22 protein-coding genes are annotated in these 23,741 nt (G+C 55.9%); 16 read left to right on the forward strand and 6 right to left on the reverse strand.

Annotated elements, in window-relative coordinates; all coding sequences use genetic code 11:
- Window positions 1-9: 9 nt before the first annotated feature.
- Both WBY09_RS18975 and WBY09_RS18980 read right to left on the reverse strand, forming a co-directional pair.
- Entirely contained in the window at window positions 10-1,356 is a 1,347-nt protein-coding gene (locus tag WBY09_RS18975; RefSeq protein ID WP_336233605.1) for an ammonium transporter, read from the reverse strand.
- 292 nt (window positions 1,357-1,648) lie between these two features.
- On the reverse strand, window positions 1,649-2,659 hold the full coding sequence (locus WBY09_RS18980) for a GlxA family transcriptional regulator (protein WP_197145433.1): 1,011 nt from the start codon (window positions 2,657-2,659) through the stop codon (window positions 1,649-1,651).
- A 138-nt stretch (window positions 2,660-2,797) separates the two neighbouring features.
- On the opposite strand from WBY09_RS18980, the gene WBY09_RS18985 reads away from it, so the two are divergent.
- From WBY09_RS18985 to WBY09_RS19000, 4 genes are read left to right on the forward strand one after another with little or no spacing between them, the layout of a single operon-like run.
- Window positions 2,798-4,051 carry a sarcosine oxidase subunit beta family protein gene (locus tag WBY09_RS18985; protein ID WP_443082669.1) on the forward strand — a complete coding sequence of 418 codons (1,254 nt, stop codon included), beginning with the start codon at window positions 2,798-2,800 and terminating at the stop codon, window positions 4,049-4,051.
- A gap of 12 nt (window positions 4,052-4,063) precedes the next feature.
- Entirely contained in the window at window positions 4,064-4,342 is a 279-nt protein-coding gene (locus WBY09_RS18990) for a sarcosine oxidase subunit delta (protein ID WP_197145432.1), read from the forward strand.
- Window positions 4,339-7,314, forward strand: coding sequence for a sarcosine oxidase subunit alpha family protein (locus WBY09_RS18995; protein WP_197145431.1), 2,976 nt, complete (start codon window positions 4,339-4,341; stop codon window positions 7,312-7,314). Before WBY09_RS18990 ends, WBY09_RS18995 begins: the two co-directional genes overlap by 4 nt.
- The gene (locus WBY09_RS19000; RefSeq protein WP_197145430.1) at window positions 7,307-7,855 is read left to right on the forward strand and encodes a sarcosine oxidase subunit gamma; all 549 of its coding nucleotides are present in this window, start codon (window positions 7,307-7,309) and stop codon (window positions 7,853-7,855) included. The genes WBY09_RS18995 and WBY09_RS19000 overlap by 8 nt, the downstream gene beginning before the upstream one ends.
- A 117-nt stretch (window positions 7,856-7,972) precedes the next feature.
- On the opposite strand, the gene WBY09_RS19005 is transcribed toward WBY09_RS19000, so the two are convergent.
- The gene (locus WBY09_RS19005) at window positions 7,973-8,710 is read right to left on the reverse strand and encodes a hypothetical protein (protein ID WP_197145429.1); all 738 of its coding nucleotides are present in this window, start codon (window positions 8,708-8,710) and stop codon (window positions 7,973-7,975) included.
- A gap of 195 nt (window positions 8,711-8,905) precedes the next feature.
- Here WBY09_RS19005 and WBY09_RS19010 point away from each other — a divergent pair, with 195 nt between their 5' ends.
- Entirely contained in the window at window positions 8,906-9,466 is a 561-nt protein-coding gene (locus tag WBY09_RS19010) for a TetR/AcrR family transcriptional regulator (protein WP_197145428.1), read from the forward strand.
- A gap of 49 nt (window positions 9,467-9,515) precedes the next feature.
- On the opposite strand, the gene argE is transcribed toward WBY09_RS19010, so the two are convergent.
- Both argE and WBY09_RS19020 read right to left on the reverse strand, forming a co-directional pair.
- Window positions 9,516-10,694 (reverse strand): acetylornithine deacetylase, encoded by a 1,179-nt coding sequence (gene argE, locus WBY09_RS19015; protein ID WP_336233606.1) that lies wholly within the window; start codon window positions 10,692-10,694, stop codon window positions 9,516-9,518.
- On the reverse strand, window positions 10,691-11,458 hold the full coding sequence (locus WBY09_RS19020) for an NAD kinase (protein WP_040824675.1): 768 nt from the start codon (window positions 11,456-11,458) through the stop codon (window positions 10,691-10,693). The genes argE and WBY09_RS19020 overlap by 4 nt, the downstream gene beginning before the upstream one ends.
- 213 nt (window positions 11,459-11,671) lie before the next feature.
- Here WBY09_RS19020 and WBY09_RS19025 point away from each other — a divergent pair, with 213 nt between their 5' ends.
- The 5 genes from WBY09_RS19025 (at window position 11,672) to WBY09_RS19045 (ending at window position 17,890) form a co-directional block, all read left to right on the forward strand.
- Window positions 11,672-12,406 (forward strand): TetR/AcrR family transcriptional regulator, encoded by a 735-nt coding sequence (locus WBY09_RS19025; RefSeq protein WP_197145426.1) that lies wholly within the window; start codon window positions 11,672-11,674, stop codon window positions 12,404-12,406.
- A gap of 171 nt (window positions 12,407-12,577) precedes the next feature.
- Complete coding sequence (locus WBY09_RS19030) at window positions 12,578-13,501, forward strand: sulfurtransferase (protein ID WP_336233607.1); 924 nt, start codon at window positions 12,578-12,580, stop codon at window positions 13,499-13,501.
- A 106-nt stretch (window positions 13,502-13,607) separates the two neighbouring features.
- Window positions 13,608-14,819, forward strand: coding sequence for a YeeE/YedE family protein (locus tag WBY09_RS19035; RefSeq protein WP_336233608.1), 1,212 nt, complete (start codon window positions 13,608-13,610; stop codon window positions 14,817-14,819).
- Window positions 14,820-15,784: 965 nt separating this feature from the next.
- On the forward strand, window positions 15,785-17,602 hold the full coding sequence (locus WBY09_RS19040; protein WP_336233609.1) for a DEAD/DEAH box helicase: 1,818 nt from the start codon (window positions 15,785-15,787) through the stop codon (window positions 17,600-17,602).
- Between the two features lie 78 nt (window positions 17,603-17,680).
- Window positions 17,681-17,890 carry a cold-shock protein gene (locus WBY09_RS19045; RefSeq protein WP_008892034.1) on the forward strand — a complete coding sequence of 70 codons (210 nt, stop codon included), beginning with the start codon at window positions 17,681-17,683 and terminating at the stop codon, window positions 17,888-17,890.
- 92 nt (window positions 17,891-17,982) lie between these two features.
- Here the strand turns inward: WBY09_RS19045 and WBY09_RS19050 are convergent, their stop codons facing one another.
- Window positions 17,983-18,660 (reverse strand): FadR/GntR family transcriptional regulator, encoded by a 678-nt coding sequence (locus WBY09_RS19050; RefSeq protein WP_064789897.1) that lies wholly within the window; start codon window positions 18,658-18,660, stop codon window positions 17,983-17,985.
- 209 nt (window positions 18,661-18,869) lie between these two features.
- Here WBY09_RS19050 and WBY09_RS19055 point away from each other — a divergent pair, with 209 nt between their 5' ends.
- The 6 genes from WBY09_RS19055 to WBY09_RS19080 all read left to right on the forward strand — a co-directional run bounded on the left by WBY09_RS19055 (window position 18,870) and on the right by WBY09_RS19080 (window position 23,616).
- Complete coding sequence (locus WBY09_RS19055) at window positions 18,870-19,652, forward strand: transporter substrate-binding domain-containing protein (RefSeq protein ID WP_064789896.1); 783 nt, start codon at window positions 18,870-18,872, stop codon at window positions 19,650-19,652.
- Between the two features lie 35 nt (window positions 19,653-19,687).
- Window positions 19,688-20,359: an amino acid ABC transporter permease gene (locus WBY09_RS19060; RefSeq protein ID WP_287444394.1), complete on the forward strand. Its 672-nt coding sequence runs from the start codon at window positions 19,688-19,690 to the stop codon at window positions 20,357-20,359.
- Window positions 20,352-21,005, forward strand: coding sequence for an amino acid ABC transporter permease (locus WBY09_RS19065; RefSeq protein ID WP_008892038.1), 654 nt, complete (start codon window positions 20,352-20,354; stop codon window positions 21,003-21,005). The genes WBY09_RS19060 and WBY09_RS19065 overlap by 8 nt, the downstream gene beginning before the upstream one ends.
- On the forward strand, window positions 20,992-21,720 hold the full coding sequence (locus tag WBY09_RS19070; RefSeq protein WP_064781928.1) for an amino acid ABC transporter ATP-binding protein: 729 nt from the start codon (window positions 20,992-20,994) through the stop codon (window positions 21,718-21,720). The genes WBY09_RS19065 and WBY09_RS19070 overlap by 14 nt, the downstream gene beginning before the upstream one ends.
- Window positions 21,721-21,847: 127 nt before the next feature.
- A complete protein-coding gene (locus WBY09_RS19075) occupies window positions 21,848-23,104 on the forward strand; it encodes an MFS transporter (RefSeq protein ID WP_336233610.1) in 1,257 nt (418 codons plus the stop codon).
- Between the two features lie 38 nt (window positions 23,105-23,142).
- A complete protein-coding gene (locus WBY09_RS19080; protein ID WP_336233611.1) occupies window positions 23,143-23,616 on the forward strand; it encodes a YaiI/YqxD family protein in 474 nt (157 codons plus the stop codon).
- The last annotated feature ends 125 nt before the right edge of the window (window positions 23,617-23,741 follow it).

Here is a 23,741-nt window from a genome sequence, read left to right on the forward strand (position 1 = left end):
AGAACGATCTTACTCAGCCGGGGTCGGCGAAGTCGGATCGTTGGTAAACGCTGCCGGAACGGTGCTTTCCGGATATGCGCGGACCGGTACTTCTGCCTTGTCAAGGCCAGCCACTTCTGCCTGTTCAGACACACGCAGCAGACCAACAAGCTTCAGCACCAGGGACAGAACGTAACCCGGTGCGAAGCCAAGGATCATGAAGACGACAGCACTTGAAAGCTGACCAACAAACGAGATCTCCGGACCGGCAACGTTCTGGTAGCCAGACGCAAAGATACCGGCCATGACCAGACCCCAGACACCGCCAAAGCCGTGGACGGCAACCGCGCCGACCGCATCGTCGATCTTGAATTTCTCGACAAGGATGTCGTTGAGTTTCGGCATGACGCAACCGCCGCCGAAGCTGACGAGGAAGGCAAGACCCGGATAGTAAAGGTCAAGTGCCGGTGCAGACGAAATAACACCGATCAGGGCACCAGACATCATCCAGAACGGATCACGGGTGACGAGATACGCACCGATCATGCCGCCTGCAACGCCCATCAGGGTGTTGAATGCGAATGCCGACAGGGTTGCCGGGGTGTTGTAAATGGTCATCCAGGTATCGCCGGTATAGATGATGCAGCCGCCAAGGAAGCCGAAGAAGCCCATAACAATGAGCATCAGGCCAATCAGCGACATCGGCATGTTGTGACCGTCGATGTTGTTGACCGAACCATCGGCATTGAAGCGACCGATACGCGGGCCGAGGTTGATCAGAACACCAAGGGTGAAGAAGCCAGCGATAGTGTGAACGGCACCCGCCGCACCAACGTCATGCAGGCCCCACTCGGTGGTGAGCCAACCATCCGGGTGCCAGCCCCAGGATGCGCCGAAGACCCAGACAACAGCGCCGAGGAACAGGGCGAGGATGGTGAAGCCGGAAATACGGATACGTTCGATCACCGAGCCCGACATGATCGAGGCGGTGGTTGCTGCAAACAGCGTGAAGGCCGCATAGAAAATACCCGACGCGTTATCCGTCAAGTTCGGACCCATATATTCGCTCCAGGGCAGTCCTGCCTCGGAACCGTCGGAAATGGTGAAGCCGGTCGGGAACGCAAGATAGATCCACCAGCCGATATAATAGAAGGCCGGGATCAGGAATGCGAAAGCGATCAGGTTTTTCATACCGGATGCCAGTGCGTTCTTCGCACGCGATGCACCCATTTCATACGCAAGGAAGCCTGCGTGAATTGCAAGCATCAGTGCAGTACACCACCAATAGAATACTTCGGAATTGATGGTCGTTGCCATGCTGAGCGATGCTTCAAGGCTGTCCAGCCTCGCCATCAACTCTGGTACGGATTGTTCCATTTTAGTCTCTCCATCACAAAATGCCCCCCGATGGACATTCCTTTTATTAAAATTCAATTCCCTGTAGTGAACAAGCGCAAATGTGTTTTTTATTGTGCGTCGCAAAAATTACAGGAAAATCAATGATCTAAAAAAATATAGAATCGATCAAGAGAAAATTTGAACAAAAAATAGACGCTAAAATTCAATGCATATCAAATATGCAGATCGTCGGAGTCGTGCCGATTCCGTCTATTTCCCGGGGTGGGAAATGCATCTTTGGGTTGGGTTTTTGATGTGGAGAGGGTTCGGGTCAGAGACCGCGCGCTTCGCTTGGCTTCACGCCATAAGCATCTTTGTAGCTGCGTGAAAAATGGCTGCTGTTGGAAAAGCCGGTGGCAAAGGCGATCTCGGAAATGGTCAGGGCACTTTGCGTCAAAAGCTTGCGGGCATGTTCAAGCCGGACCTGGCGATAGGTTTCAAGAAACGACTTGCCAAGATGCTGGTCAAACAGGCGATCAAGCTGCCGGGTTGAAAGCCTGGCAAAGCGCGCCATTTCGTCGCGGCTTTTCGGATCTTCGATGGTGGTTTCCATCTTTTCCAGAACCCGAAGCAATCCGGCATGATGCACGTTATAGCGTTCGGCAAGCGATGCCCGCTGTGGGCCGCCCGATTGTCCGACTTGCGTATGCAGGTACCAGTCCGACACCCGGGTTGCGAAATCCGCCCCAAGGTTTTCGGCGATCATGGCATGCATCATGTCAAGCGGTGCCACCCCGCCGCCGCAGGTGATGCGATCCCCGTCAATGACAAACCGTGCGCGTTGGGGTTCCAGATCCGGAAAGGCTTCGATCAGGGCAGGGGCATGTTCCCAGTGAATGGTGAATTGACGCTGCCCCAGAAGCCCGGCGGCGGCCAGAACATAAGCCCCACTGGATATACCGCCCATGCGCACACCCCAGCGTGCCAGTTTGCGCAAATTGCCAAGCATGCCCGGTGCCTGCCATTGCGACGGATGTCCACCGGCACAGATAAACAGGGTGTGCAAACTGGTCGGGGCCTGCGACAGCGGGGTGGTCGGAACCATGGTGCCGGAAGACGACAAAACGTTTCCGCCTGCCGCCGAATAATTCAAAACCTTGTAGATCGGCTGACCCGCCAGAAGGTTGGCGGCGCGCAGGGGCTCAATCGCCGAGGCATAAGACATCAACGCAAAATCGGGCAGCAACATGAAACCGATATGCTGGGTGGCCGGAACCGGTTTGGCGTCAAGTTGCCCGGTACGCGGGGTGCGTGTTGTTCTGTTTTGGGTGTCTGAGCTCATGACGCCGGTATCCTGCGTTGGGCGACAATAATATCGCGATGTCGCATTTGTGTTATTGGATGTCTTTAATAGACAAGCTGCAATTCGCACCTCTGTCAAGATTGCTAGGTACCCGATGTGGGCAACAGCGAAAGATCGATGATGCGTTATTCAGCCCTGTCATTGCTTGGCAATGCGTTTTCCAAGAACAAGAACTGGAAGCCGGCCTGGCGCAACCCGGACCCGAAACCGCATTACGATGTCATCATCATCGGCGGTGGCGGGCATGGATTGGCAACCGCCTATTACCTTTCCAAGGTCTTTGGCGTGCGCAATGTTGCCGTGCTTGAAAAGGGCTATCTTGGATCGGGAAATATCGGGCGGAATACGACAATCATTCGATCCAACTACCTGCTTGAAGGCAACAACCCGTTCTACGAATTTTCGATGAAGCTGTGGGAAGGCCTTGAACAGGATTTCAATTTCAACGCCATGGTGTCCCAGCGTGGCGTGATCAATCTGTTTCATTCCGATGCCCAGCGCGATGCCTACACGCGCAGGGGCAATGCCATGCGCCTGCACGGGGTGGATGCGGAACTTCTTAACCGTGATCAGCTGCGTGAAAAGCTGCCATTTCTGGATTATGAAAATGCCCGCTTCCCGATTATGGGCGGCCTGATGCAGGCGCGCGGCGGCACGGTACGCCATGATGCTGTTGCGTGGGGCTTTGCGCGCGGGGCCGATCAGAACGGCGTTGATATCATCCAGAATTGCGAAGTCACCGGCATTGACCGCGATGGTGATCAAATCACCGGGGTTCAAACCACACGGGGCGCGATCACGTGTAACAAGCTCGCCATGGCGGTGGCCGGCAGTTCAAGCCATGTCGCGAAAATGGTCGATATGCGCCTGCCGATTGAAAGCCACGCCTTGCAGGCCTTTGTGTCCGAAGGATTGAAACCGTTCATCGATACCGTGGTCACCTTTGGTGCGGGGCATTTTTATGTGTCGCAATCCGATAAGGGCGGGCTGGTGTTTGGCGGGGATATCGAAGGTTATAACTCCTACGCCCAGCGCGGAAACCTAGCGTGCGTGGAACATGTGGCCGAGGCCGGCATGGCGATGATCCCCGCACTGTCGCGGGTGCGGATCCTGCGCAGTTGGGGCGGGATCATGGATATGAGCATGGATGGATCGCCGATCATGGATCGTACCCATCTTGGCAATCTCTATTTCAATGGCGGCTGGTGTTATGGCGGGTTCAAGGCGACCCCGGCATCGGGATATTGCTTTGCCCATTTGCTGGCGACCGATGCGCCGCATGAAACCGCAACCGCGTTTCGTATGGACCGCTTTGCACGCGGGTATCTTCTGGATGAAAAGGGCGTTGGCGCCCAGGCCAACCTGCATTGAGGAAATTTGGAAATGAGTAGTCTTGTCAAATGTCCTCATTGCGGTTTGCGCCCACGCGAGGAATTCACAATCCGCGGCGAAGTCGCCACCCCGCGCCCAAATGCCGGTGCGGATGAAGCCCTTTGGTTTGATCATGTTTACCTGCGCGATAACCCGCGCGGTGAACATCGCGAATACTGGCATCATGCGGGCGGGTGTCGTCGCTGGCTGGTGTTGACGCGCAATACCCTTACCCACGAAACGTCTGATGTGGTTGATGCAAGTACCCTCAAAACGGAGGCCGGGGCATGACCAGTTTCCGGATTGATGGCGGCACCCTGATTGATCGCAATGATGTGCGCCGCTTTACCTTTAATGGCGAGGCGCTCAGTGGTTTTGGTGGCGATACGGTTGCATCAAGCCTGTTGGCCAATGGCAAGCAACTGGTCGGGCGCAGTTTCAAGTATCACCGCCCGCGCGGCATCCTGACCGCCGGGGCGGCGGAACCCAACGCGCTCCTGACCATCGGGCGGGACGGGCGGCGCGATCCCAATACCCGTGCGACCATGGCAGAACTATTTGACGGGCTTGAGGCGCGATCGCAGAACTGCTGGCCGAATGTCAAATTTGATATCGGGGCGGCCAATGGGTTGCTTGGGCCGCTTTTGGGGGCCGGGTTCTATTACAAGACCTTCATGTGGCCGGCTGCCTTCTGGGAAAAGGTCTATGAGCCACTGATCCGCAAGGCTGCCGGTTTGGGGCGGGCAAGCTATGATCCCGATCCCGGCTATTACGAAAAATGCTGGGCGCATTGTGATCTTTTGGTGATCGGGGCGGGGCCAGCTGGGCTTGCGGCGGCGCTTACAGCTGGTCGGGCCGGGGCGCGCGTGATCATTGCCGATGAAGGGGCGCAACTTGGCGGCGGTTTAATCGCCGAGGGAAGCCCGGTGGGTGGGAAGCCGGCCGACGCGGTGCTTGCCGATATCATTGGCGAATTGCACGCCCTTCCCAATGTCGAGATCAAGAAACGCACCACCGTTTTTGCCGCCTATGACGATCAGGTATTTGGCGCGGTCGAACGGGTGCAGAAGCATCTGCCAGAGAACGAGATCAACCCCCATCGCGCCATGGAACGCCTGTGGCGGATTGTCGCCCGACAGGTGGTGCTGGCGACCGGGGCGGAAGAACGCCCGATTGTCTTTGGTGGCAATGACCGCCCGGGTGTCATGATGGCGGGTGCCATGCGCACCTATTTGAATGCCTATGGCGTGGCACCGGGCAAACGGGTGGCATTGTTTGCCAATAACAGTCAGGCCTATCAAACCGCGATTGATCTTGAGGCACGTGGTATCGAGGTCGCCGCGATTATTGATCCGCGCACCTGCCCAAATATTGATTATGACGGTAAGGCACGCCTGATTGCCGGTGCGATGGTGCGCGATACTGCGGGTCGCAAGGCGATCAAGTCGATCACGGTGCGCCATGATGATGGCCGTGATGAAGTTATCGAGGTGGATGCCCTTGGCGTATCAGGCGGGTATAGCCCGATTGTGCATCTGGCCTGTCATCGCGGTGGCAAACCTGTCTGGTCAGACGCGCATGTCGGTTTCATGCCTCCGGAAAATACCGATGGCATGACGCCGTGCGGGGCGGTTACCGGAAAAGCCGGTATTGCGACCTGTTTCGCCGACGGCGGTGTTGCCGCGGTCAAGGCGTTGGCGGAACTTGGTGTGATGGGCGAGGCCGCATCACTTCCGGGTGTCGAACAGAGCGAGGAAAAAGTCGACCCTATTCAGCCGGTCTGGCGGGTGGCATCAAGTAAGGGTAAGGCCTTTGTCGATTTTCAGAATGACGTTGCGGCGTCTGACATCACGCTCGCCATGCGCGAAGGCTATGATCATGTCGAACTTGCCAAACGCTATACCACCAACGGCATGGCGACCGATCAGGGCAAGACATCGAATGTGAATGCCATTGGCATTCTGGCCGAGAATAAAGGTGTTTCGCCCGGTGAAATCGGCACCACCACCTTCCGCCCGTTCTACACGCCGGTATCGTTTGGTGCGCTGGTCGGCGCATCCAAGGGAATGGATTTTCAGCCGGTGCGCAAATCACCGCTGCATGGTTGGGCAGAGCGCAATGGTGCAAAGTTCGTAGAAACCGGGCTTTGGTACCGATCCAGCTGGTTCCCCAAGGATGGCGAGACCTTTTGGCGTGATAGCGTGGATCGTGAAGTCAATACCGTGCGAACCAAGGTCGGTATCTGTGATGTGTCGACCCTTGGCAAGATCGAGGTTTTTGGCGCCGATGCGGCAGAATTCCTGAACCGGGTTTATTGCAATGCTTTCCTGAAGCTGCCGGTGGGCAAGGCGCGCTATGGCATCATGCTGCGCGAGGATGGCTTTGTGTATGATGACGGCACGACCAGTTGCCTTGGCGGAAATCATTACTTCATGACGACGACAACCGCGCTTGCCGCCGGGGTTTTGACCCATCTGGAATTCTGTGCGCAGGTGCTGTGGCCGGAATTGGATGTGCGTATGGCATCGGCAACCGATCAGTGGGCGCAGATGGCAATTGCCGGACCCAAATCACGTGATGTTCTGTCCAAAATCATTGATGACGATATTTCGAACGAGGCCTTCCCGTTTTTGGCGGCGCGCGAAGTATCGATGTTTGGTGGACGTCTGAAGGGCCGGTTGTTCCGAATTTCGTTCTCGGGCGAGCTCGCCTATGAAATCGCGGTGCCAGCCGGATATGGCGAAAGCGTTGCTGATGCGATCATGGTTGCCGGGGAAGAATTCGGTATCACGCCATACGGGACCGAGGCGCTTGGCGTCATGCGGATCGAAAAGGGCCATGTCACCCACGCAGAAATCAACGGTACGGTGACGGCAGCCGATCTGGGCATGGGCAGGATGGTGTCAGCCAGGAAGGATGATTTCATCGGCCGGGTCATGAACCTGCGCGAAGGGCTGGTCGATCCAGATCGCCCAGCACTTGTTGGCATCAAACCGAAATCACCGTCTGACAAGTTCGCCACCGGATCGCACATTCTTAATCCCGGGGATGACGTCAGTCTTGCCAATGATCAGGGTTATGTCACCTCGATGTGTCATTCACCGACATTGGGTCATGCGATTGGCTTGGCGCTGGTGAAAAACGGCCCGAGCCGCGTTGGTGAGGAAGTGGTCATCTGGAATGGACTGGCCGGAACAACTGTCACCGGCATCCTGTGCAATCCTGCCTTTGTCGACCCGGAAAATGAGAAGCTCCATGCGTGATTATCCAATCGAAATCCGTAGCGCATTTCCGCCCCACGTCGCGACGGGCGCGGGTGCATCGATCAATCTCGTCCCGGTGACAGGTGGCTTTGTGATCCATGTGCTGGGCGATGCCAAAAGCGATGAAGCTGCCTTAAGCAAGGCAATCACAAAAAACGCTCCGGATCTCGGCACCGATTTGCGCAAATCCGCGCCAAATCAGTGGTTATGGGTGGGGGATGCGGATGTTTCTTCTGACCGGCTGACAGAAATTCAGGCGGGGTTACCCAGCGAATTTGCACTGGCCGATCAGACGCATGGGCGATTACGCATGGTGCTTTCCGGCGCTTCATCGCGGATCGTGTTGGCCAAGGGCACCATGGTTGATCTATCGCCAGAGATGTTTGCAATTGGTAGGTCGGCCATGACCCAGATCGGGCATATCGGCGCAATGATCACCCGTACTGCGGATGACAGTTTCGAGCTTATTGTTTTGCGCAGCTTTGCGAGCACCCTGTGGGATGAATTGCAACATATGGCCGCAGAGTTCTGCCACCCTTGAATGGACATCGCGGGGGTGTGTTCGTTCATCGGCGTTTCGGTTCAAACAAAACACGGTAGGGGCGGAGCATTTAAGTGCTCCGCCCGTTTGTGGTGTGATCAATTTATTTGCGCGCGGTCAGGCGTGCGCTTTTGATTCCGTTGCAGATTCCTGACGTAGTCGGGAGATTGCGATGAAATGGAAGCCAAGAAAAATCGGAACGAAAAACGCCGGGAACATTGCAAGCGGATAGGCATTGATGATGTTTGGTGCATCCAGTGCATAAAGATGGGCAAATCCCGGTGACGTAATAATCCCAAACAGGACAGCAAAGAAGAAATCGGCGATCCCGATGAAGATCGCGCGCGCCAGAAGGGATCTTGCATTCGGTTCCCCTTTGGCAAGTGCCCGACTTGCTTGCCATCCGGCAATCCCGGCAAGAATGTCCCCCAGTCCCGCAGGCAAAGCAAACAGTGCTGGAATATCCCCGACGATCCATCCGATCAGGAACAGTCCACCCATGATGCGCGGGATTTGAAACGCGGCGATTGCACTCAGGGGTGTGGCTTCGGTGATGCGTCTGCCAAGCGGTGTCAGCCACGCAAGGCCCCAGATCAGGGTCGCGCCGCCGAACAGAAACATCAGGACATAGGGCGGGTCGCCAATTTCGGCGGGGACATTGAAAACCCCCGACCGAGAGAACGGGAGGGCAACAGCAAACCACGCCCCAAGGACAACTGCAGAGGCAGTCACAAATACAGCGATTTGATTGGCTGTCAGGGAAGCGCGAAATGCACCCATGCTGGCAATCGCGACAGCAAGAAGTGGAATGCCGATCCCGAATGCATGCACATAGAACTCATAAAAACCGAACATGGTTTTGGTAACTCCGTTTTGTTGTGGTGCATGCCAGCAAATTATTCCGAACGTCAGAAACCGTTGCGCGCTGTCTGTCTTGGTGCCGCAACGGTTACGTTTGCTATCACGCGCCATTATAGATGATGATTGTCATCTTTTTATTTAGATGATATACGAAATCTATAATGTCAATCCCGAATTTGAGAGTTCGCTATGCCGCGTGTTTCCGAAGCGGAAAAAAAGAAATCCCGCAAACGCATTCTTGATGCGGCCGCACGCCTTATCCGTGAGAACGGTGTTGAAGCAACCAGTGTGGCAGATGTCATGACAGCAGCCGGGATGACTCATGGCGGGTTCTATCGCCATTTCGCCAACAAGGACGAACTGGTTCGCGCCGCGTTTCTGGAAGCGGTCGACAGATCGGTTGGGGCAATGGACGTTCCTGAAACCGAAGGCGCTCGGGAAGAGGCGCGCAAAAGGTACGTCGCGACATACCTGTCACAGGAGCATGTTGAAAGCAGGGGGACAGGCTGTCCGATTGCCGCACTGGGTGCGGAGCTTGGACGTGGCGATGGCGCGGCAAAGAAAGAGGCCGCAGCCAGCGTTGATCGGGTTGCGGCATTGCTTGCGGATGGGGATGACAAGCAGGAAGGATACGAAAAACTTGCCTTGCTTGTCGGTACAATAACCTTGGCCCGGCTTGTCGATGATGTCGTAACGCGCGAATTGATCCTTGATGCCGGTGCCACGGCATTCAAACGATCTACTTCATAAAGTACCGGGATGAAGTACCGGCCAAAAAGTGGGATTTTCGCGCGTTCGGTTACTTGACCAATACAGCCAGAAGTTTGTCGAGGAACACTTCGCAACGGCCCAACTGATCAAGCTCGATGAATTCGTCGGGCTTGTGGGCCTGTTCGATACTGCCCGGGCCACAGACCACGGTCGGGATATCGCCAAGGGCCGAAAATGCGCCGGCCTCTGTGCCGAAGCTGACCTTGCCGGTGGTGTTGGCACCCGTGAGCGCCATGACAAGTTTGGTTACTTCTTCGTCATCGCCGGTGGCAAGGCCCGGCATATCGGAAATCACTTCAACCTCGATGCCGACATCGTCGTAAATCTCGCGCATTTCGGGCTGAAGGGTATTTTCGATGTAATCGTAAATCTTGGCTTTAAGCGCTTCGCGGTCATCGTTGGGCAGATTGCGGAATTCGAAATCGACAAAGCAATTCTGCGGAATGATGTTGAGCTGCGTACCGCCCTTGATCACACCGGTATGGAAGGTGGTGTGGTTTGGCTCAAACTCGTCATCATGCGGGCCGTTTTCGCGGCATTCGTGGCCAAGCTTACGCAGGAACACCACCAGTTCGGCGGCAAATTCAACCGCATTGACCCCTTCGCGCGGCAACGACGAGTGCCCGGAACGACCGGTGAAATGTGCGCGCGCGGAAAACTTGCCCTTGTGCTGGGTGATGACCTTCATTTCAGTCGGCTCACCGACGATGCACATGGCCGGTTTGTGTGGCAGATTGTTGATCGCCTCGACCAGGCTTGGCACACCCAGACAGCCGACTTCCTCGTCATAGGTGAAAGCCAGATGGATTGGCACCCGAAGGTTGGCGTTCTTAAAGGTTTCCGCCTTGGCCAGAAGGCAGGCGAGAAAACCCTTCATGTCGCACGATCCGCGGCCATAAAGCTTGTCGTCGCGGATATCAATCTCGTACGGATCGGATGCCCAGTTCTGGCCCTCTGTCGGGACCACGTCACTGTGGCCTGACAGGATCACGCCACCCGCAACGTCCGGGCCGATGGTGGCATAAAGATTGGCCTTGGTATCGGTCGGGTCGCGCACAACCAGCATGTCATAGCCCAAACCGTCCAGGAATGCCTTCACCTCGTCAATCAGTGCCAGATTGGGCGTCATGCTGACGGATTGGTGGCGGATCAGTTTGCGGCACCATTCAATGGTATTTTCTGACGGGGCAAGTGCGGCGGTGGTCATTCGACGAATTGTTCCTTGAGGATACGTTCTTCAAGATTGTGTTCCGGATCAAACAGCAGCTTGATTTTCATACTGCGGTCTTCGCGGATTTTCACGCTCGAGACATCGCGAACCTCGGTATAGTCGGCAACGGCGGATACCGGGCGCTTTTCGGGGTTCTCGATCTGGAAAACGACTTCTGCGCCATGGGGCAAAAGCGCGCCACGCCAGCGACGCGGGCGAAACGGACTGATCGGTGTGAGCGCGAGCAATCCGCTTCCCATCGGCAGGATCGGACCATGTGCCGACAGGTTATAGGCCGTACTGCCGGCCGGCGTACAGACAAGCGCGCCATCGCAAACCAGTTCGGCCAAGCGTTCGACGCCATCGACCTTGATGCGCAATTTGGCGGCCTGACGGGTTTCACGCAATAGCGACACTTCGTTGATCGCCAGCGCACACAGGCTTTCGCCCGAAACAGTGTGGGCTTCCATCTGAAGCGGGTGAAGCTCGACCGTCTGGGCCTCTGCGATGCGGTCGGTCAAATTCATTTCGCGGAATTCATTCATCAGAAATCCGACCGTGCCCCGGTTCATGCCATAGATCGGCACCTTGCGGCCCATATAGCGGTGCAGGGTTTCGAGCATGAACCCGTCGCCGCCAAGGGCTACGATCACGTCGGCCTTGTCGGGCGCAATGTGGCCGTATCTGTGTTTTAGCCGATACATCGCATCCTGTGCGATTTTGGTTTCGGCTGCAACGAAGGCGATGGAATCAAGCTGCATCTTCGATCCAACGGATGTTTGGGGCTCGCCCGAAAGGGCATGGCCGAACAATAGAGTACGCTTTGCACTGAATTGCAAGGGGCTGCGTGATGTTCGTCCCCATGCAGATGTTTTGACTAAACACCAGTATGATTGACGGCACGAAAAAAACAGTGGAACCTGAAAGTTACGGGTTCCGATCCCCGGTTCAAATCAAAAAAACAGAACGGCGCGATGTCAAAAGAACCATTCAGCTTCTCTGCCGCCCTTTCCCGCATTTCACGTCCTGATGAAGGTCATGACGATGATGTGCTTGAAGTCGGCGAAAGCATGGAGCTTGATGGTGCGTCCGAAACAGCACTCGTTCCCAAACGGATCCGCAATCCGGATGCCACCCGTCAGAAGCTTCTGGACGCGGCGTTTGGTGAAATCCGCCGGGCCGGGTTCGGCGGGGCGTCAATCAGCAACATCCTTGAACAAAGCGGCTGTACGAAAGGTGCGCTTTATCACCACTTTTCCGGCAAGGCCAACCTGATCAACGCCGTCATCGAGGAATGCCTGCCGGGCTATGTTGACGAGGTCTGGTTGGACGACCTTGAAGGGGCAGAAGATATATTGCCCGTGTTGATGGGGCAGGTGGATCGGTTGGGTAGCGAAAATGCACCGGCAATGCTGGCCGGCGGATGCCCCCTGGCGCGTCTGGCATCCGGTGCCGGTGAACTTGATGAAAGCCTGCGCAAACGTATTGATGGTGTTTACCGTTATTGGCGGCGCGGGCTTGCGTCCCGCATCGGCAAGGCGCAGTTCGACAAAACCGTCCGTACCGATATCGAACCCTCGGCCGTTGCGGAATTCATCATTGCCGCCCTGCACGGGTTCCTGACCCGCCCGCCCGCCTTGCGCAATCTGGAAACCCAGGATTCATTTGCGCGCGAATTTGCCCGCTATCTCAATAATCTTCGGCCTTGATCAGACTTAATCGCTAAAGCCCTTCGTTCTGAATTGCGCGGCACGTAGATTATTGTGCTGTCAGCCATTAATACAAACCATAAATGTAATATGGATTGTATTGACATTTATTTGTGATGAATTAGGTATATTGCACAAAATCATGATGAATTGATCATTGGAGACAGCCCCATGCGTTCCCTTATCCTTTCTGCCGTTGCGGCGGTCACTTTTGCCTTTGCGGGCAGTGCTGCGCAGGCGGAACGTCTTACCGAAAAGCCGCTGGTTGATGCCAACTGGGTTGCGGACAATCTTGATAACCCGTCGATGGTTGTTGTTGATATCCGCTCGCTGACCAAGGACGGCAACCCTTATGAATCTGGCCACATTCCGGGTGCCGTCTTTGCGCCCTATGGCAAGTTTGGCTGGCGGGCCAAGGTCAATGATGTGGTTGGCATGCTGCCGCCGGTTGATGTGATTTCCAAACGCATCGGTGCACTTGGCATCGACAATGACAAACAGGTTGTCGTCGTTCCGGCCGGCCAGAACAGCTCGGACTTCGGTTCTGCCACCCGGGTTTACTGGACCTTCAAGGTGCTTGGTCATGACGCGGTCACCATTCTTGATGGTGGTCAGCGCGCCTGGCTTGCCGCGGGCAAGGAAGTCTCGACCGATCCGGTCGTGCCAAAGGCCGTTGCCTTTAATGCCAATTTCCGTCCTGAACTTGTTGCGACCGCCGATGATGTTGCCAAGGCGCGGGCAGAGGGTGTTGCACTTGTCGATGCCCGTCCGGTTTCGCAGTTCAAGGGCGAAGCAAAAAGCGGCGTTGTTGCCCGTCCGGGTGCCGTTCCGGGGGCGAAAAACATTCCGCAGTCAAAGTTTTATAACGATCAGGATGGTGCCTTTGTTGCCGCTGACGTGATCGAAAACCTTGTGGCAGATGCGGGTGTTTCCAAGGACAGCAAGGAAATCACCTATTGCAACACCGGTCACTGGGCATCGGTCGCATGGTTTGGCCTTTCCGAAGTGATGGGCAACAAGAACACGGCGATGTATGATGGCTCCATGACCGAATGGGCGGCGGATCCGAACCGTGAAATGGTGATCCCGGAATAACCGGATGACCATACGGCTTCCACCAAGCCGCGAACATTCTGGACGGAACCGGGCAGCCGGTTCCGTTTTCATTTAGATATCTGATTTCAGGTTATTGAGCCTCACCATGTCTGAGACGACCCTAAAAGCAAATCCGGCAACACCGGGTTTCACCTTTGACAAAGGACCGGCTGCCATCACCGCTGTCCTGTTTGTCCTTGTCGGTATCGCAATTTCGCAGGCCGTCGATCTTAAACAGGCCGTGCTTTATGGCCTTGGCGGATTGCTTGGCATTGCGCTTTATCATGCGTCCTTTGGGTTCACCGGCGGTTGGCGCCGCTTTTCTGTTGAAAAGCGCGGCCGTGCCTTGCGTGCGCAACTTCTGATGATCGGGGTTGCGGCGGCGGCCTTTATCCCGTTGCTGGCGCTTGGCAATCCGTTTGGCGGATCGGTCGTTGGGGCGGTTGCGCCTGTCGGCATGTCGGTGCTGATCGGGGCGTTTCTGTTTGGGCTTGGCATGCAGCTTGGTGGGGGCTGTGGCTCCGGCACGTTGTTCACCGTTGGCGGTGGCAGTGCGCGCATGCTGGTCACGCTTGTCTTCTTTATTATCGGTGCGGTGATCGGCACGGCCCATCTGCCGATGTGGCTTGAGCTGCCCTCCTTGCCGCCGATGAGCCTTGGGCGTGAATATGGCATTGGTGGCGGGCTTGCCGTGACCTTTGGTGGCCTTGCGCTGGTGGCGTTGCTGACCATTTGGGTTGAAAAGCGCGCCCATGGCGGTTTGGAAGTTGTTTCAACGGCACCGCGCGAAGGTGTGGCACGTTTCATCCATGGCCCATGGCCGATGATCTGGACCGGCCTGCTTTTGGCCGGGCTTAATGTTGCGACGCTTCTGATTGCGGGCCATCCGTGGTCAATCACTTTTGGCTTTGGCCTTTGGGGTGCAAAGATCGCGCAGGTCATTGGGATTCCGGTTGAAACCTGGGAATTCTGGAACTGGGCTAGTCCGGCGCGTGCGCTTGGCAATTCGGTCCTGCAGGATAATACGTCGGTGATGAATTTCGGCATCGTGATCGGGGCAGCATTTGCCGCGGCCCTTGCCGGCAAGTTCGCACCCAGGGTTTCTGTTCCGGTTGCCTCCCTTATCGCGGCCGCCATTGGCGGGCTTTTGATGGGGTATGGTGCGCGTCTGGCGTTTGGTTGCAATATCGGCGCGTTCTTTAGCGGGATCGCCTCGGGCAGTGTGCATGGTTGGCTGTGGTTTGTGCTGGCCTTTGCCGGCAGTTGGATCGGCATTGCATTGCGTCCTGTCTTTGGAATGGATGGTTTCCGGAAATGAGCGAGAAAAACACACTCCTGTTTGGTGCGGTCTTCCTTGCGGCAACCGGTGCTGTTGCGCTTGATCACTACAGCCACACCGCAAACATCCCGGCCGTTGCCAATCCGGCCCCGGCCAAACTTCCGGCGGCCGGCAGTAATCCGTGCGCTGCCAATCCTTGCGGTGCAAATCCCTGTGGGGCGAACCCGTGTGCTGCGAACCCATGTGCGGCAAACCCGTGTTCAGCCAACCCGTGCGCGGCTGGCTACAACCCGTGCAGTGCGAATCCATGTGGTGCAGGCTATAATCCTTGTGCCGCAAGCCCGTGTGGTGCCAATCCGTGTGCGGCCTACAACCCGTGTGCGGCAGGAAACCCTTGCAGTCCTTCCAGTCCGTGCGGTGGTTTTAATCCCTGTGGTGTGCGATCGGCTAACCCTTGCGCCGCTGCACCATGCAGCGCCAATCCCTGCGCCGCATTCAATCCGTGCGGCGCTTCCAACTCATGTGCGGCAGGAAATCCGTGTGCCGCTTATAACCCGTGTGCTGCGTCGCCCTGTGCTGCGTCTCCGTGCGCGCCAGCGGCAAGTAACCCATGTGCTGCCAGCAATCCGTGTGCGGCCTATAATCCGTGCGGGGCAGGGAACCCGTGTGCGGCGTATTGATGTCGCCAAAGGCAGTATGCATTTGAAATCACAACGGCATGGCAGCGCAATTCTGCTGTGCCGTTGTGCGTAAAACGCGGGGCTGTCAAAAATAAGCTGTTTGACAAGGGGATAAAACTCTGCGCATGGTGTGGCTGTTATTTGATCGCTCCAGAAGCGTAGAGGGGAATTAACGCCCCTACTGTCGAGTGGTTAACCCAAGAACGCATTGAAGTATCCAGCTACGCGGGTGCTTCCAGAACTGCAAGGCGCAGACCTGATTACTAATTTTCACCGGGCGAAGTCCCAGCTGTCTGCAGCCTCCAATTTACGAGTTACCCTTATTTGACCCAGTTTTCCGAACTCGGCCTCGCCGAGCCGGTCCTTCGCGCGCTTGCCCAAGAAGGCTACGACGCGCCGACCCCGATCCAGGCACAATCCATTCCCTCTCTTCTAGACGGTAAGGACCTACTTGGTATCGCACAGACCGGTACCGGCAAGACGGCAGCGTTCGCATTGCCGATCCTTGACCGCCTTTCCAAATCCCAAACCCGCACGCCCAAAGGGGCATGCCGTGTACTTGTTCTTGCGCCGACGCGTGAACTTGCCGCCCAGATTGGCGAAAGTTTCCGTGCCTATGGCCGCTTTCTCAATGTGCGCACGGCTGTCGTTGTTGGTGGTGTTGCCCCTGGTCCGCAGATCAAGGCAATAACCCCCGGCGTCGAGGTTCTTGTCGCAACACCTGGTCGTTTGCTCGACCATGTTGATAGCGGCAAGCTCAGCCTTAAACATGTTGAAGTGGTGGTGCTTGATGAAGCCGACCACATGCTTGATCTTGGCTTCTTGCCGCCGATCAAGCGCATCATCAAGATGTTGCCGCGTGATCGCCAGAACCTGTTTTTCTCTGCCACCATGCCGACCCAGATTGGTCAGCTGGCAGGGGACATGCTGTCTGATCCTGTCAAGGTGTCGGTAACCCCGGTTGCCACCACCCAGGAACGTGTCGAACAGTCGGTCTATTTGATCGAACGCACGCGCAAGCGTCAGCTGCTGGCAGAGCTTCTTGATAATCCGGCTTTCAAGCGCACCCTGGTCTTTACCCGGACCAAGCGCGGTGCCGACCGTGTCGCGCGCCATCTTGAAGCCAATAAAATCAGCGCGGCTGCCATTCATGGCAACAAAAGCCAGAACCAGCGTGAACGTGCTCTGAACGCCTTCAAGGATGGTCAGATCAACGTGCTTGTCGCAACCGATATCGCCGCGCGCGGTATTGACGTCGATAGCGTGACCCACGTTGTGAACTTCGAACTCCCGAACGTGCCCGAAAGCTATGTTCACCGTATCGGCCGTACGGCCCGCGGTGGTGCCAGCGGATCGGCAATTGCGTTTTGTGATGAAGAAGAACGTGGTCTGCTGCGCGATATCGAAAAAACGACCCGCCAAAGCATTCCGGTGATTGATCGCCGTGATGCAAAGGCCGCAGCCGAGCAGGAAGCACTTTCCGACGAAGCGCGTGAAAGCAACCGTGGCCGCCGCACTAGTGGTGGCAATGGTGGCGGTCAGTCGCGCGGAAATGGCGGACGTGGTGCATCGGGCGGCAATGGTCGCGGTGGTCGCCCGGCCAATGGCCGGAATGCCCGCAATGATCGTTCGGATCGCAGTGATGCGCGCACTTCTGCGCCGCGTCGTGATCGTGACGATGCCCGTAAACAAACGACCCAAAGCCGCGATGGCGCAGACAATGCTTCAAGAGCATCGGCTGACAAGGCCCCTTCGAACCCGGCGCTGGAGAAATCCAAAAGCCGTTACAAGGGTGGCCTGAAGTCGAAACCTGCCAATGGTCGTGGCGGGAACCCTGAAAATGGCCCCCGTCAGAATGATGGTGGCAAGCGCCCGACGAAACGCGTTGATTCCAATGGAAATCGTCGCGACGGGGCGAAAGCTGACAATTCAATTTCTTCCGGTTTGTCCTTTATGGGCAGTGCCGAGGAACGCCGCGCGACTGGTAACGGGAGCAATAGTGCCCGAAATACCGGACCGCAAGGCAAGCGCGGCGGTGTAAACCGCAATCGCAATCATCGTGGCGCACAGTCCGGCGGGCAGCCGGGTGGTGCGGGCCGCGAAAACACTTCTGGAAAACAGCCGAGGCGTGAACGCGCCTGATTGTTTTTCAAACCCCTATAGGCGCACCCACGCGGGGTGTGTCGAAACGCCAATCAATACTCGATAGGAGATCTAAAGATGGCAACTGGTACCGTTAAATGGTTCAACGCAACTAAAGGTTTTGGTTTCATTCAGCCGGACGAAGGCGGAAATGACGTATTCCTGCACATCAGCGCCGTTGAACGCGCTGGCATGGGCCACCCGCAGGAAGGCGACAAAATCAACTACGAACTGCGCACCGACTCACGTTCGGGCCGCGTTTCGGCAGATGATCTGACCGCTGCCTAATTCGGCTTGTCCTTCCTTGTGAAGGGCACCGTATTAACGAAACCCCCATCCGGGAAACCGGGTGGGGGTTTTGTTTTGCCCGAATGTTGTGCTTAAGGTCGCAAGAAGGCGATCTTGGCGCGGGTGGCAGCACTCAGGACATGGAAATGCATGGCATCGCGCGCGCCGGATGGATTGTGTTCACGCACATAGCGCAAGACCTGTTCATGTTCGGCAAGCGGGGCGGCAATCGCCTTGGCGTTGGCAAAGGGCAGCATCTGGTTCTCGTGAATGATCTGGGCTGCGGGATGCATGGCCTTGGCAAACATCGGATTGCCTGACGCCAAAAGAAGAACTTCATGAAATTCCGTATCGGCGGTGGCGGCGGCAATCAGGTCGTCTGTCTCTAACGCGTTTCGCATATCGGTGATGCTGGTCTCAAGCGCATCGAGGTGATCCTTGCTGCGCATCTGGGCCGCAAGGCCGGCAACATAGGGCTCGATCGCAAGTCGGAACTGATAAACCTGTCCGGCCTGGCGATTTCGGTCCTGACCAATCGGCGGCAAGTTCTGGCGATCGGTAATGTATACGCCTTTTCCGGCGTGGATGTGGATCAGTCCAAGCGCTTCGAGTGTGGCAAGAGCTTCGCGCAGGCTGGTGCGACTGATGCCCAGTTCGCTCGCCAGATTGCGCTGGGCTGGCAGCGAGTCACCTGCCTTTAGGCCCTTGTTTTTTATCAGGTTCCGAATGTCACGTGCGGCGCGTTCCGGGGTGGTTTCACTGCGTGTCATATATTGTCCCGCATCTGGTCAGACCAGTTAAATGGGTTTTGATATTCAAAAAATGCTGATTTTTAAAGGATTATGATCAATCACATGCTGAATTTACGCTGAAGAAAAAATTATTCATAGACAAAAGATCAAAAAATGTGCAGCGTCAAAATCAGGCTAAAAATAACGCACATAATTTCAGAAACGATTAGACAGACGGGTAGAGGCTCATGAAACAATTCTTCAAAACTGCGATTGCTGCGGTGGCAATGCTTGCCGCTCCGCTTGGGGCAGCGTCGGCCAGCGCGCTCGACAGCATCTCCGAGGCCGGTGTTCTCAAGGTTGCCGTGCCGCAGGACTTTCCGCCATTCGGTTCGGTCGGGACCGATATGCAGCCAAAGGGCTATGACATTGATATGGCGGCCCTGATTGCCGAAGAGCTTGGTGTAAAGCTTGAACTGGTACCGGTCACCTCGAGCAACCGCATCCCATATCTCAACACCGGCAAGGTCGATCTGGTTATTTCCAGCCTTGGCAAGAACCCGGACCGTGAAAAGGTGATCGATTTTAGTGATCCCTATGCACCGTTCTATAACGGCGTCTTTGGCCCGGCTGATTTTTCGGTCGAAAAGGCAGCCGACCTTGCGGGTATGTCGGTTGGCGTAACCCGTGGTGCGATCGAAGATCTTGAACTGACCAAGATTGCGCCGTCTGACGTTGATATCAAACGCTACGAAGACAATAACGGCACGATTTCGGCCTTCCTGTCGGGTCAGGTAGATCTGATCGCGACTGGGAACGTGACGGCAGCCGCCATCATCGAACGCGACCCGCCGCGCAAGCCGGAGCCGAAATTCCTGATCAAAAACTCCCCCTGCTATGTCGGCCTGAACAAGGATGAGCCGGAACTCATGGCCAAGGTCAATGAGATCATTGCCGCTTCAATCGCCGATGGTCGTTTGAATGCGATTGCCGAAAAGTGGCTTGGTATTCCGCTTCCGGAAAAACTCTAGGCTTTTTGGCTGACTGACAGGATCGTTATAGATCAATGGCATATAAATTCGATTTCGGGGCCATCGTGCCGCATTGGCAACTGCTGTTTGACGGGGTCATTCTGACCACGGAGTTAACAGTCATCGGTGCTGTGGTTGGCGTCGGGCTCGGGATCATGGGGGCGTGGGCGCGTGCGTCGCGCGCCCCGGTGATCAGCCAGATTGTCGGCGTGTATGTGGAGCTGATCCGCAACACGCCGTTTCTGGTGCAACTCTTCTTTATCTTCTTCGGGCTTCCCGCACTTGGCGTGAAGCTGACGGAGTTTCAGGCGGCTGTTTTGGCGATGATCGTCAATCTTGGTGCCTATTCAACCGAGATTATCCGGGCTGGCATTCAGGCCATCCCGCAAGGCCAGATCGAAGCAGCCCAAAGTCTTGCAATGAACCGGGTGCAAATTTTCCGCTATGTCGTGATTTTACCCGCGCTCAAGAAAATCTGGCCGGCCCTGTCCAGTCAGATTGTGATTGTCATGCTGGGATCATCGGTCTGTTCGCAGATCGCGGCCGAGGAACTGACATTCGGCGCGAACTATATCCAGGCGCTTAATTTCCGGGCGTTTGAGGTCTATTTCGTGGTGACGGGTTTGTATCTTGTGATGTCGATCCTGCTTCGGATGGGCTTGAAGGTTCTCGGTAACTTCCTGTTTGAACGGCGGCGTCATGTCTGAATTTTCCCTGTGGGATATTGTTTATAACCTGTTGCTTGCCGCGCGCTGGACGGTGTTGCTGTCGCTTACGGCCTTTGTGCTTGGCGGGCTGGTTGGCTTGTTGCTTTTGATGGTGCGCACGGCTGGCAATCCGTGGGTGATCCGACTGGTGCGTGGTTATGTCGAACTGTTTCAGGGCACGCCGCTTTTGATGCAGTTATTCATTGTGTTTTTCGGCTTGCCACTGATCGGGCTTGATGTGTCGCCATGGGTGGCGGCGACCCTTGGCCTGACATTGTTTACCAGTGCGTTTCTGACCGAAATCTGGCGCGGATGTGTTGAATCGATTGGCAAGGGTCAATGGGAAGCATCGGCAAGCCTTGGCATGAATTTTACCCAACAGATGCGCTATATCGTTTTGCCGCAGGCGCTTCGCATTGCCGTCCCACCAACGGTGGGCTTTTCGGTTCAGGTGGTCAAGGGAACAGCCGTGGCATCAATTATCGGCTTTGTTGAACTGACCAAGGCCGGGACCATGATCACCAATGCCACCTATGAACCGTTTACGGTCTATGGCTGTGTGGCGGTGATGTATTTCCTGATTTGTTATCCGCTATCGCTTTTTGCCCGCCACCTCGAAGGAAAGTTCCGCCATGTCGCTCGTTGAATTACATGCCATCCACAAAAGCTTTGGCGAGCTCGAAGTTCTCAAGGGCATTGATCTTTCAATCGACGAGGGGCAGGTTATTGCCCTGATCGGTAAAAGCGGATCGGGCAAAAGCACGCTGTTGCGCACAATCAACGGGCTTGAGGTCATTGACGATGGTGTGATCATTGTTGACGGCAAAAAGATCAGCGACCGTGATGCGGATCTGCTTGGCCTTCGGCTTCAGGTCGGCATGGTGTTTCAACAGTTCAACCTGTTCCCGCATTACACGGCCCTTGAAAACGTCATGCTATCCCCGCAGGTCGTCAAAAAGCAATCCAAGGCCGAGGCCAAACAAATCGCTGAGGAAATGCTGGCCAAGGTCGGCTTGGCGGACAAGATGATGCATTACCCCGATCAATTGTCGGGCGGGCAGCAACAGCGTGTGGCGATCGCCCGTGCATTGGCGATGAAGCCAAAGGTTCTTTTGTGTGACGAAGTGACATCGGCACTTGATCCCGAACTGGTCAACGAGGTGCTGGCGGTTGTCCGCCAACTGGCCGAAGAAGGCATGACGCTTGTCATGGTCACACACGAAATGCGTTTTGCGCGTGAAGTCTGCGACAAGCTGGTCTTTATGCATCAGGGCCGCATTCATGAAACTGGCGACCCGGAAGAAGTCTTTTCCAATCCAAAAACGCCAGAACTTTCAAGTTTCGTTGGCGGTCTTGCCTGATCCATGTCGCGTCGTTCGTGATGCTTTTATGACATCTGATGCGCAAGGCGCGGAAATGTTTAACGATTTCAGGTTGAAGCGCTAGAACGGTTCCCGTGATGCCATGACAGCTTAGGGGACGGTTTCGATGCAGGGTGATGGGGCAGGTAACGGCGTAAGCGATGTTGGGGCTGGCCAAAAGGCCGGGCTGTCGCCAATCATGACGGTTCTGGATCGCTATCCGTTTCTTGTGCTTGGCTTACTCCTCGTTGGGGCTTTTGCCTCGTCGAGTGCGGCACCCCTGGCCGGGCTTTATGTTGTCGAAGGTTTGGGGCAAGCACCCTGGAAGCTTAGTCTGGTGGCGATTGTTCAGGTGTGTGTGACCCTGATTGTAAACCGCACATTTGGTCGCGCGATTGATCGGGCCATACCCGTCAAGTTCCTGCTGGTGACCAGTATTCTGTGCTTTGGCATTGGTATGACCCTGCTGGGTCTGTTTCAGATTTACTGGGTTTATCTTGGCATTGCATCGATCCTGCTTGGTATCGGGTCCGGTGCGCTTTCGGTGATGTATTCGTTCGGGCGCCTGTTTGCCGAACAGACCGGGCGCGATGTCGTCAAGTTCAACGGCTTCCTTCGCATCCAGACATCGCTTGGCTGGATGGTGGGGCCGGCGGCGTCCTTGTCCTTTTATGGCGTCTATGGTTTTGCGCCGACCTATTACGCAATTGCGGGGCTTGCTGCGATCTGGTTTGTCACCTGTTTGGTGATTGTGCCGGGCGCATTTAAAACCCATCATCCCAATAGCCTGAAAACCGGGCAGAAAGTACCGTTCAACTTTGGCCTGTTGTCTGCCTGTGTGCCGGTATTTTTCATTGGGGCGGCCAATGTGGTGTTTGTTTCGGCAATGCCGCTTTATTTCTCAACCGAGTTGGGGCTGGTCGCGTCCTCGGCGGGATTTGCCTTAACGGTGAAATGCTTTGTTGAAGTGGTGGTGATCTATTTCTGCGCAACGCTGATCAAACGGGTGGGCGAACGCAAAGGCATGTTGATCGCGGCCCTTCTGGGGGCGGTGTTCTTTGGCCTGATTTATCACGCCACTACACTTGTCGATGTGTTGGCACTCGCCGCGATTGATGGGCTTTATTACGGTATCTTTGCCGGTATCAGCATGACGTTCGTTCAAAACTTCGCCCCCGATCAGCCCGGTGTTGCGACCAGTTACTATGTCAGTACGCTGTTTGTCGGGGGCCTGATCGGCAATCTTTTGACCGGGGTGGTGGCCAGTGCCTTTGATTTCCAGACGACCGTTTTGATGGCCTGTGCGTTTGCCTTTGTCGGGGCGGTGGTTTTGGCGGTCATGCGCGATGCAAAGCATTCTGCGCCGGTCGGGCAGGGTTCATGATGGCTTGACTTTGATCGCGTCCCGGCGATTATCGCGCCATGAACGAAAATACTGAAAATACCCGCCCACGTTTGTTTGTTGATGCCGATGCCTGCCCGGTGAAGGCGGAGTGCGAACGTGTGGCCGAACGCCACCGGATCGAGATGATCATGGTATCAAACGGCGGCATTCGCCCGTCGCGTAATCCGTTGATCAGAATCGTTATTGTCCCGCCGGAACCCGATGCCGCCGATGACTGGATTGCGGAAAACGCGCGCGAACGTGATGTGATCATCACCAATGATATTCCGCTGGCATCGCGCGGGATTGAAATCGGTGCGCGGGTCCTGAAAGCCAACGGTCAGGAATTTACCGAGGCCAATATTGGCAATGCCTTAGCGGGCCGTGAAATTGCCGCCCACATGCGCGAAGTCACCGGCGAGCAGGGGCGCAATGCCGCCTTTACCCAGAAAGACCGATCGAAGTTTTCAAGCGCGTTGGAAGTTCTGGTGCAGGCCGTTCTGCGCGGCTGATCAGATCACTTCATTTTCCAAAAAGACGCAGGCCGCCAGATGAAAATCTGACGGCCTGCACACAGGTCCTGATTTGGTGAGGGAACAGTTCTCACGAAATCAGGCTTCCCCCCTGCGTATCTTTT

Origin of the sequence: Thalassospira sp. CH_XMU1458 (genome assembly GCF_037027205.1) — a bacterium.
In the GTDB taxonomy this organism is placed as follows: Bacteria; Pseudomonadota; Alphaproteobacteria; order Rhodospirillales; family Thalassospiraceae; genus Thalassospira; species Thalassospira tepidiphila.

Excerpts from the sequence above, each read along its gene's own strand:
- WBY09_RS19000 (WP_197145430.1), top strand. The coding sequence starts at position 7,307 with ATGCGTGATTATCCAATCGAAATCCGTAGCGCATTTCCGCCCCACGTC.
- WBY09_RS18975 (WP_336233605.1), bottom strand. The coding sequence starts at position 1,356 with ATGGAACAATCCGTACCAGAGTTGATGGCGAGGCTGGACAGCCTTGAA.
- WBY09_RS19075 (WP_336233610.1), top strand. The coding sequence starts at position 21,848 with ATGCAGGGTGATGGGGCAGGTAACGGCGTAAGCGATGTTGGGGCTGGC.
- WBY09_RS19005 (WP_197145429.1), bottom strand. The coding sequence starts at position 8,710 with ATGTTCGGTTTTTATGAGTTCTATGTGCATGCATTCGGGATCGGCATT.
- WBY09_RS19035 (WP_336233608.1), top strand. The coding sequence starts at position 13,608 with ATGTCTGAGACGACCCTAAAAGCAAATCCGGCAACACCGGGTTTCACC.
- WBY09_RS19025 (WP_197145426.1), top strand. The coding sequence starts at position 11,672 with ATGTCAAAAGAACCATTCAGCTTCTCTGCCGCCCTTTCCCGCATTTCA.
- WBY09_RS19030 (WP_336233607.1), top strand. The coding sequence starts at position 12,578 with ATGCGTTCCCTTATCCTTTCTGCCGTTGCGGCGGTCACTTTTGCCTTT.
- WBY09_RS18995 (WP_197145431.1), top strand. The coding sequence starts at position 4,339 with ATGACCAGTTTCCGGATTGATGGCGGCACCCTGATTGATCGCAATGAT.
- WBY09_RS19065 (WP_008892038.1), top strand. The coding sequence starts at position 20,352 with ATGTCTGAATTTTCCCTGTGGGATATTGTTTATAACCTGTTGCTTGCC.
- WBY09_RS19020 (WP_040824675.1), bottom strand. The coding sequence starts at position 11,458 with ATGCAGCTTGATTCCATCGCCTTCGTTGCAGCCGAAACCAAAATCGCA.
- WBY09_RS19010 (WP_197145428.1), top strand. The coding sequence starts at position 8,906 with ATGCCGCGTGTTTCCGAAGCGGAAAAAAAGAAATCCCGCAAACGCATT.
- WBY09_RS18985 (WP_443082669.1), top strand. The coding sequence starts at position 2,798 with ATGATGCGTTATTCAGCCCTGTCATTGCTTGGCAATGCGTTTTCCAAG.
- WBY09_RS19045 (WP_008892034.1), top strand. The coding sequence starts at position 17,681 with ATGGCAACTGGTACCGTTAAATGGTTCAACGCAACTAAAGGTTTTGGT.
- WBY09_RS19055 (WP_064789896.1), top strand. The coding sequence starts at position 18,870 with ATGAAACAATTCTTCAAAACTGCGATTGCTGCGGTGGCAATGCTTGCC.
- WBY09_RS18990 (WP_197145432.1), top strand. The coding sequence starts at position 4,064 with ATGAGTAGTCTTGTCAAATGTCCTCATTGCGGTTTGCGCCCACGCGAG.
- WBY09_RS18980 (WP_197145433.1), bottom strand. The coding sequence starts at position 2,659 with ATGAGCTCAGACACCCAAAACAGAACAACACGCACCCCGCGTACCGGG.
- WBY09_RS19080 (WP_336233611.1), top strand. The coding sequence starts at position 23,143 with ATGAACGAAAATACTGAAAATACCCGCCCACGTTTGTTTGTTGATGCC.
- WBY09_RS19060 (WP_287444394.1), top strand. The coding sequence starts at position 19,688 with ATGGCATATAAATTCGATTTCGGGGCCATCGTGCCGCATTGGCAACTG.
- argE (WP_336233606.1), bottom strand. The coding sequence starts at position 10,694 with ATGACCACCGCCGCACTTGCCCCGTCAGAAAATACCATTGAATGGTGC.
- WBY09_RS19070 (WP_064781928.1), top strand. The coding sequence starts at position 20,992 with ATGTCGCTCGTTGAATTACATGCCATCCACAAAAGCTTTGGCGAGCTC.
- WBY09_RS19050 (WP_064789897.1), bottom strand. The coding sequence starts at position 18,660 with ATGACACGCAGTGAAACCACCCCGGAACGCGCCGCACGTGACATTCGG.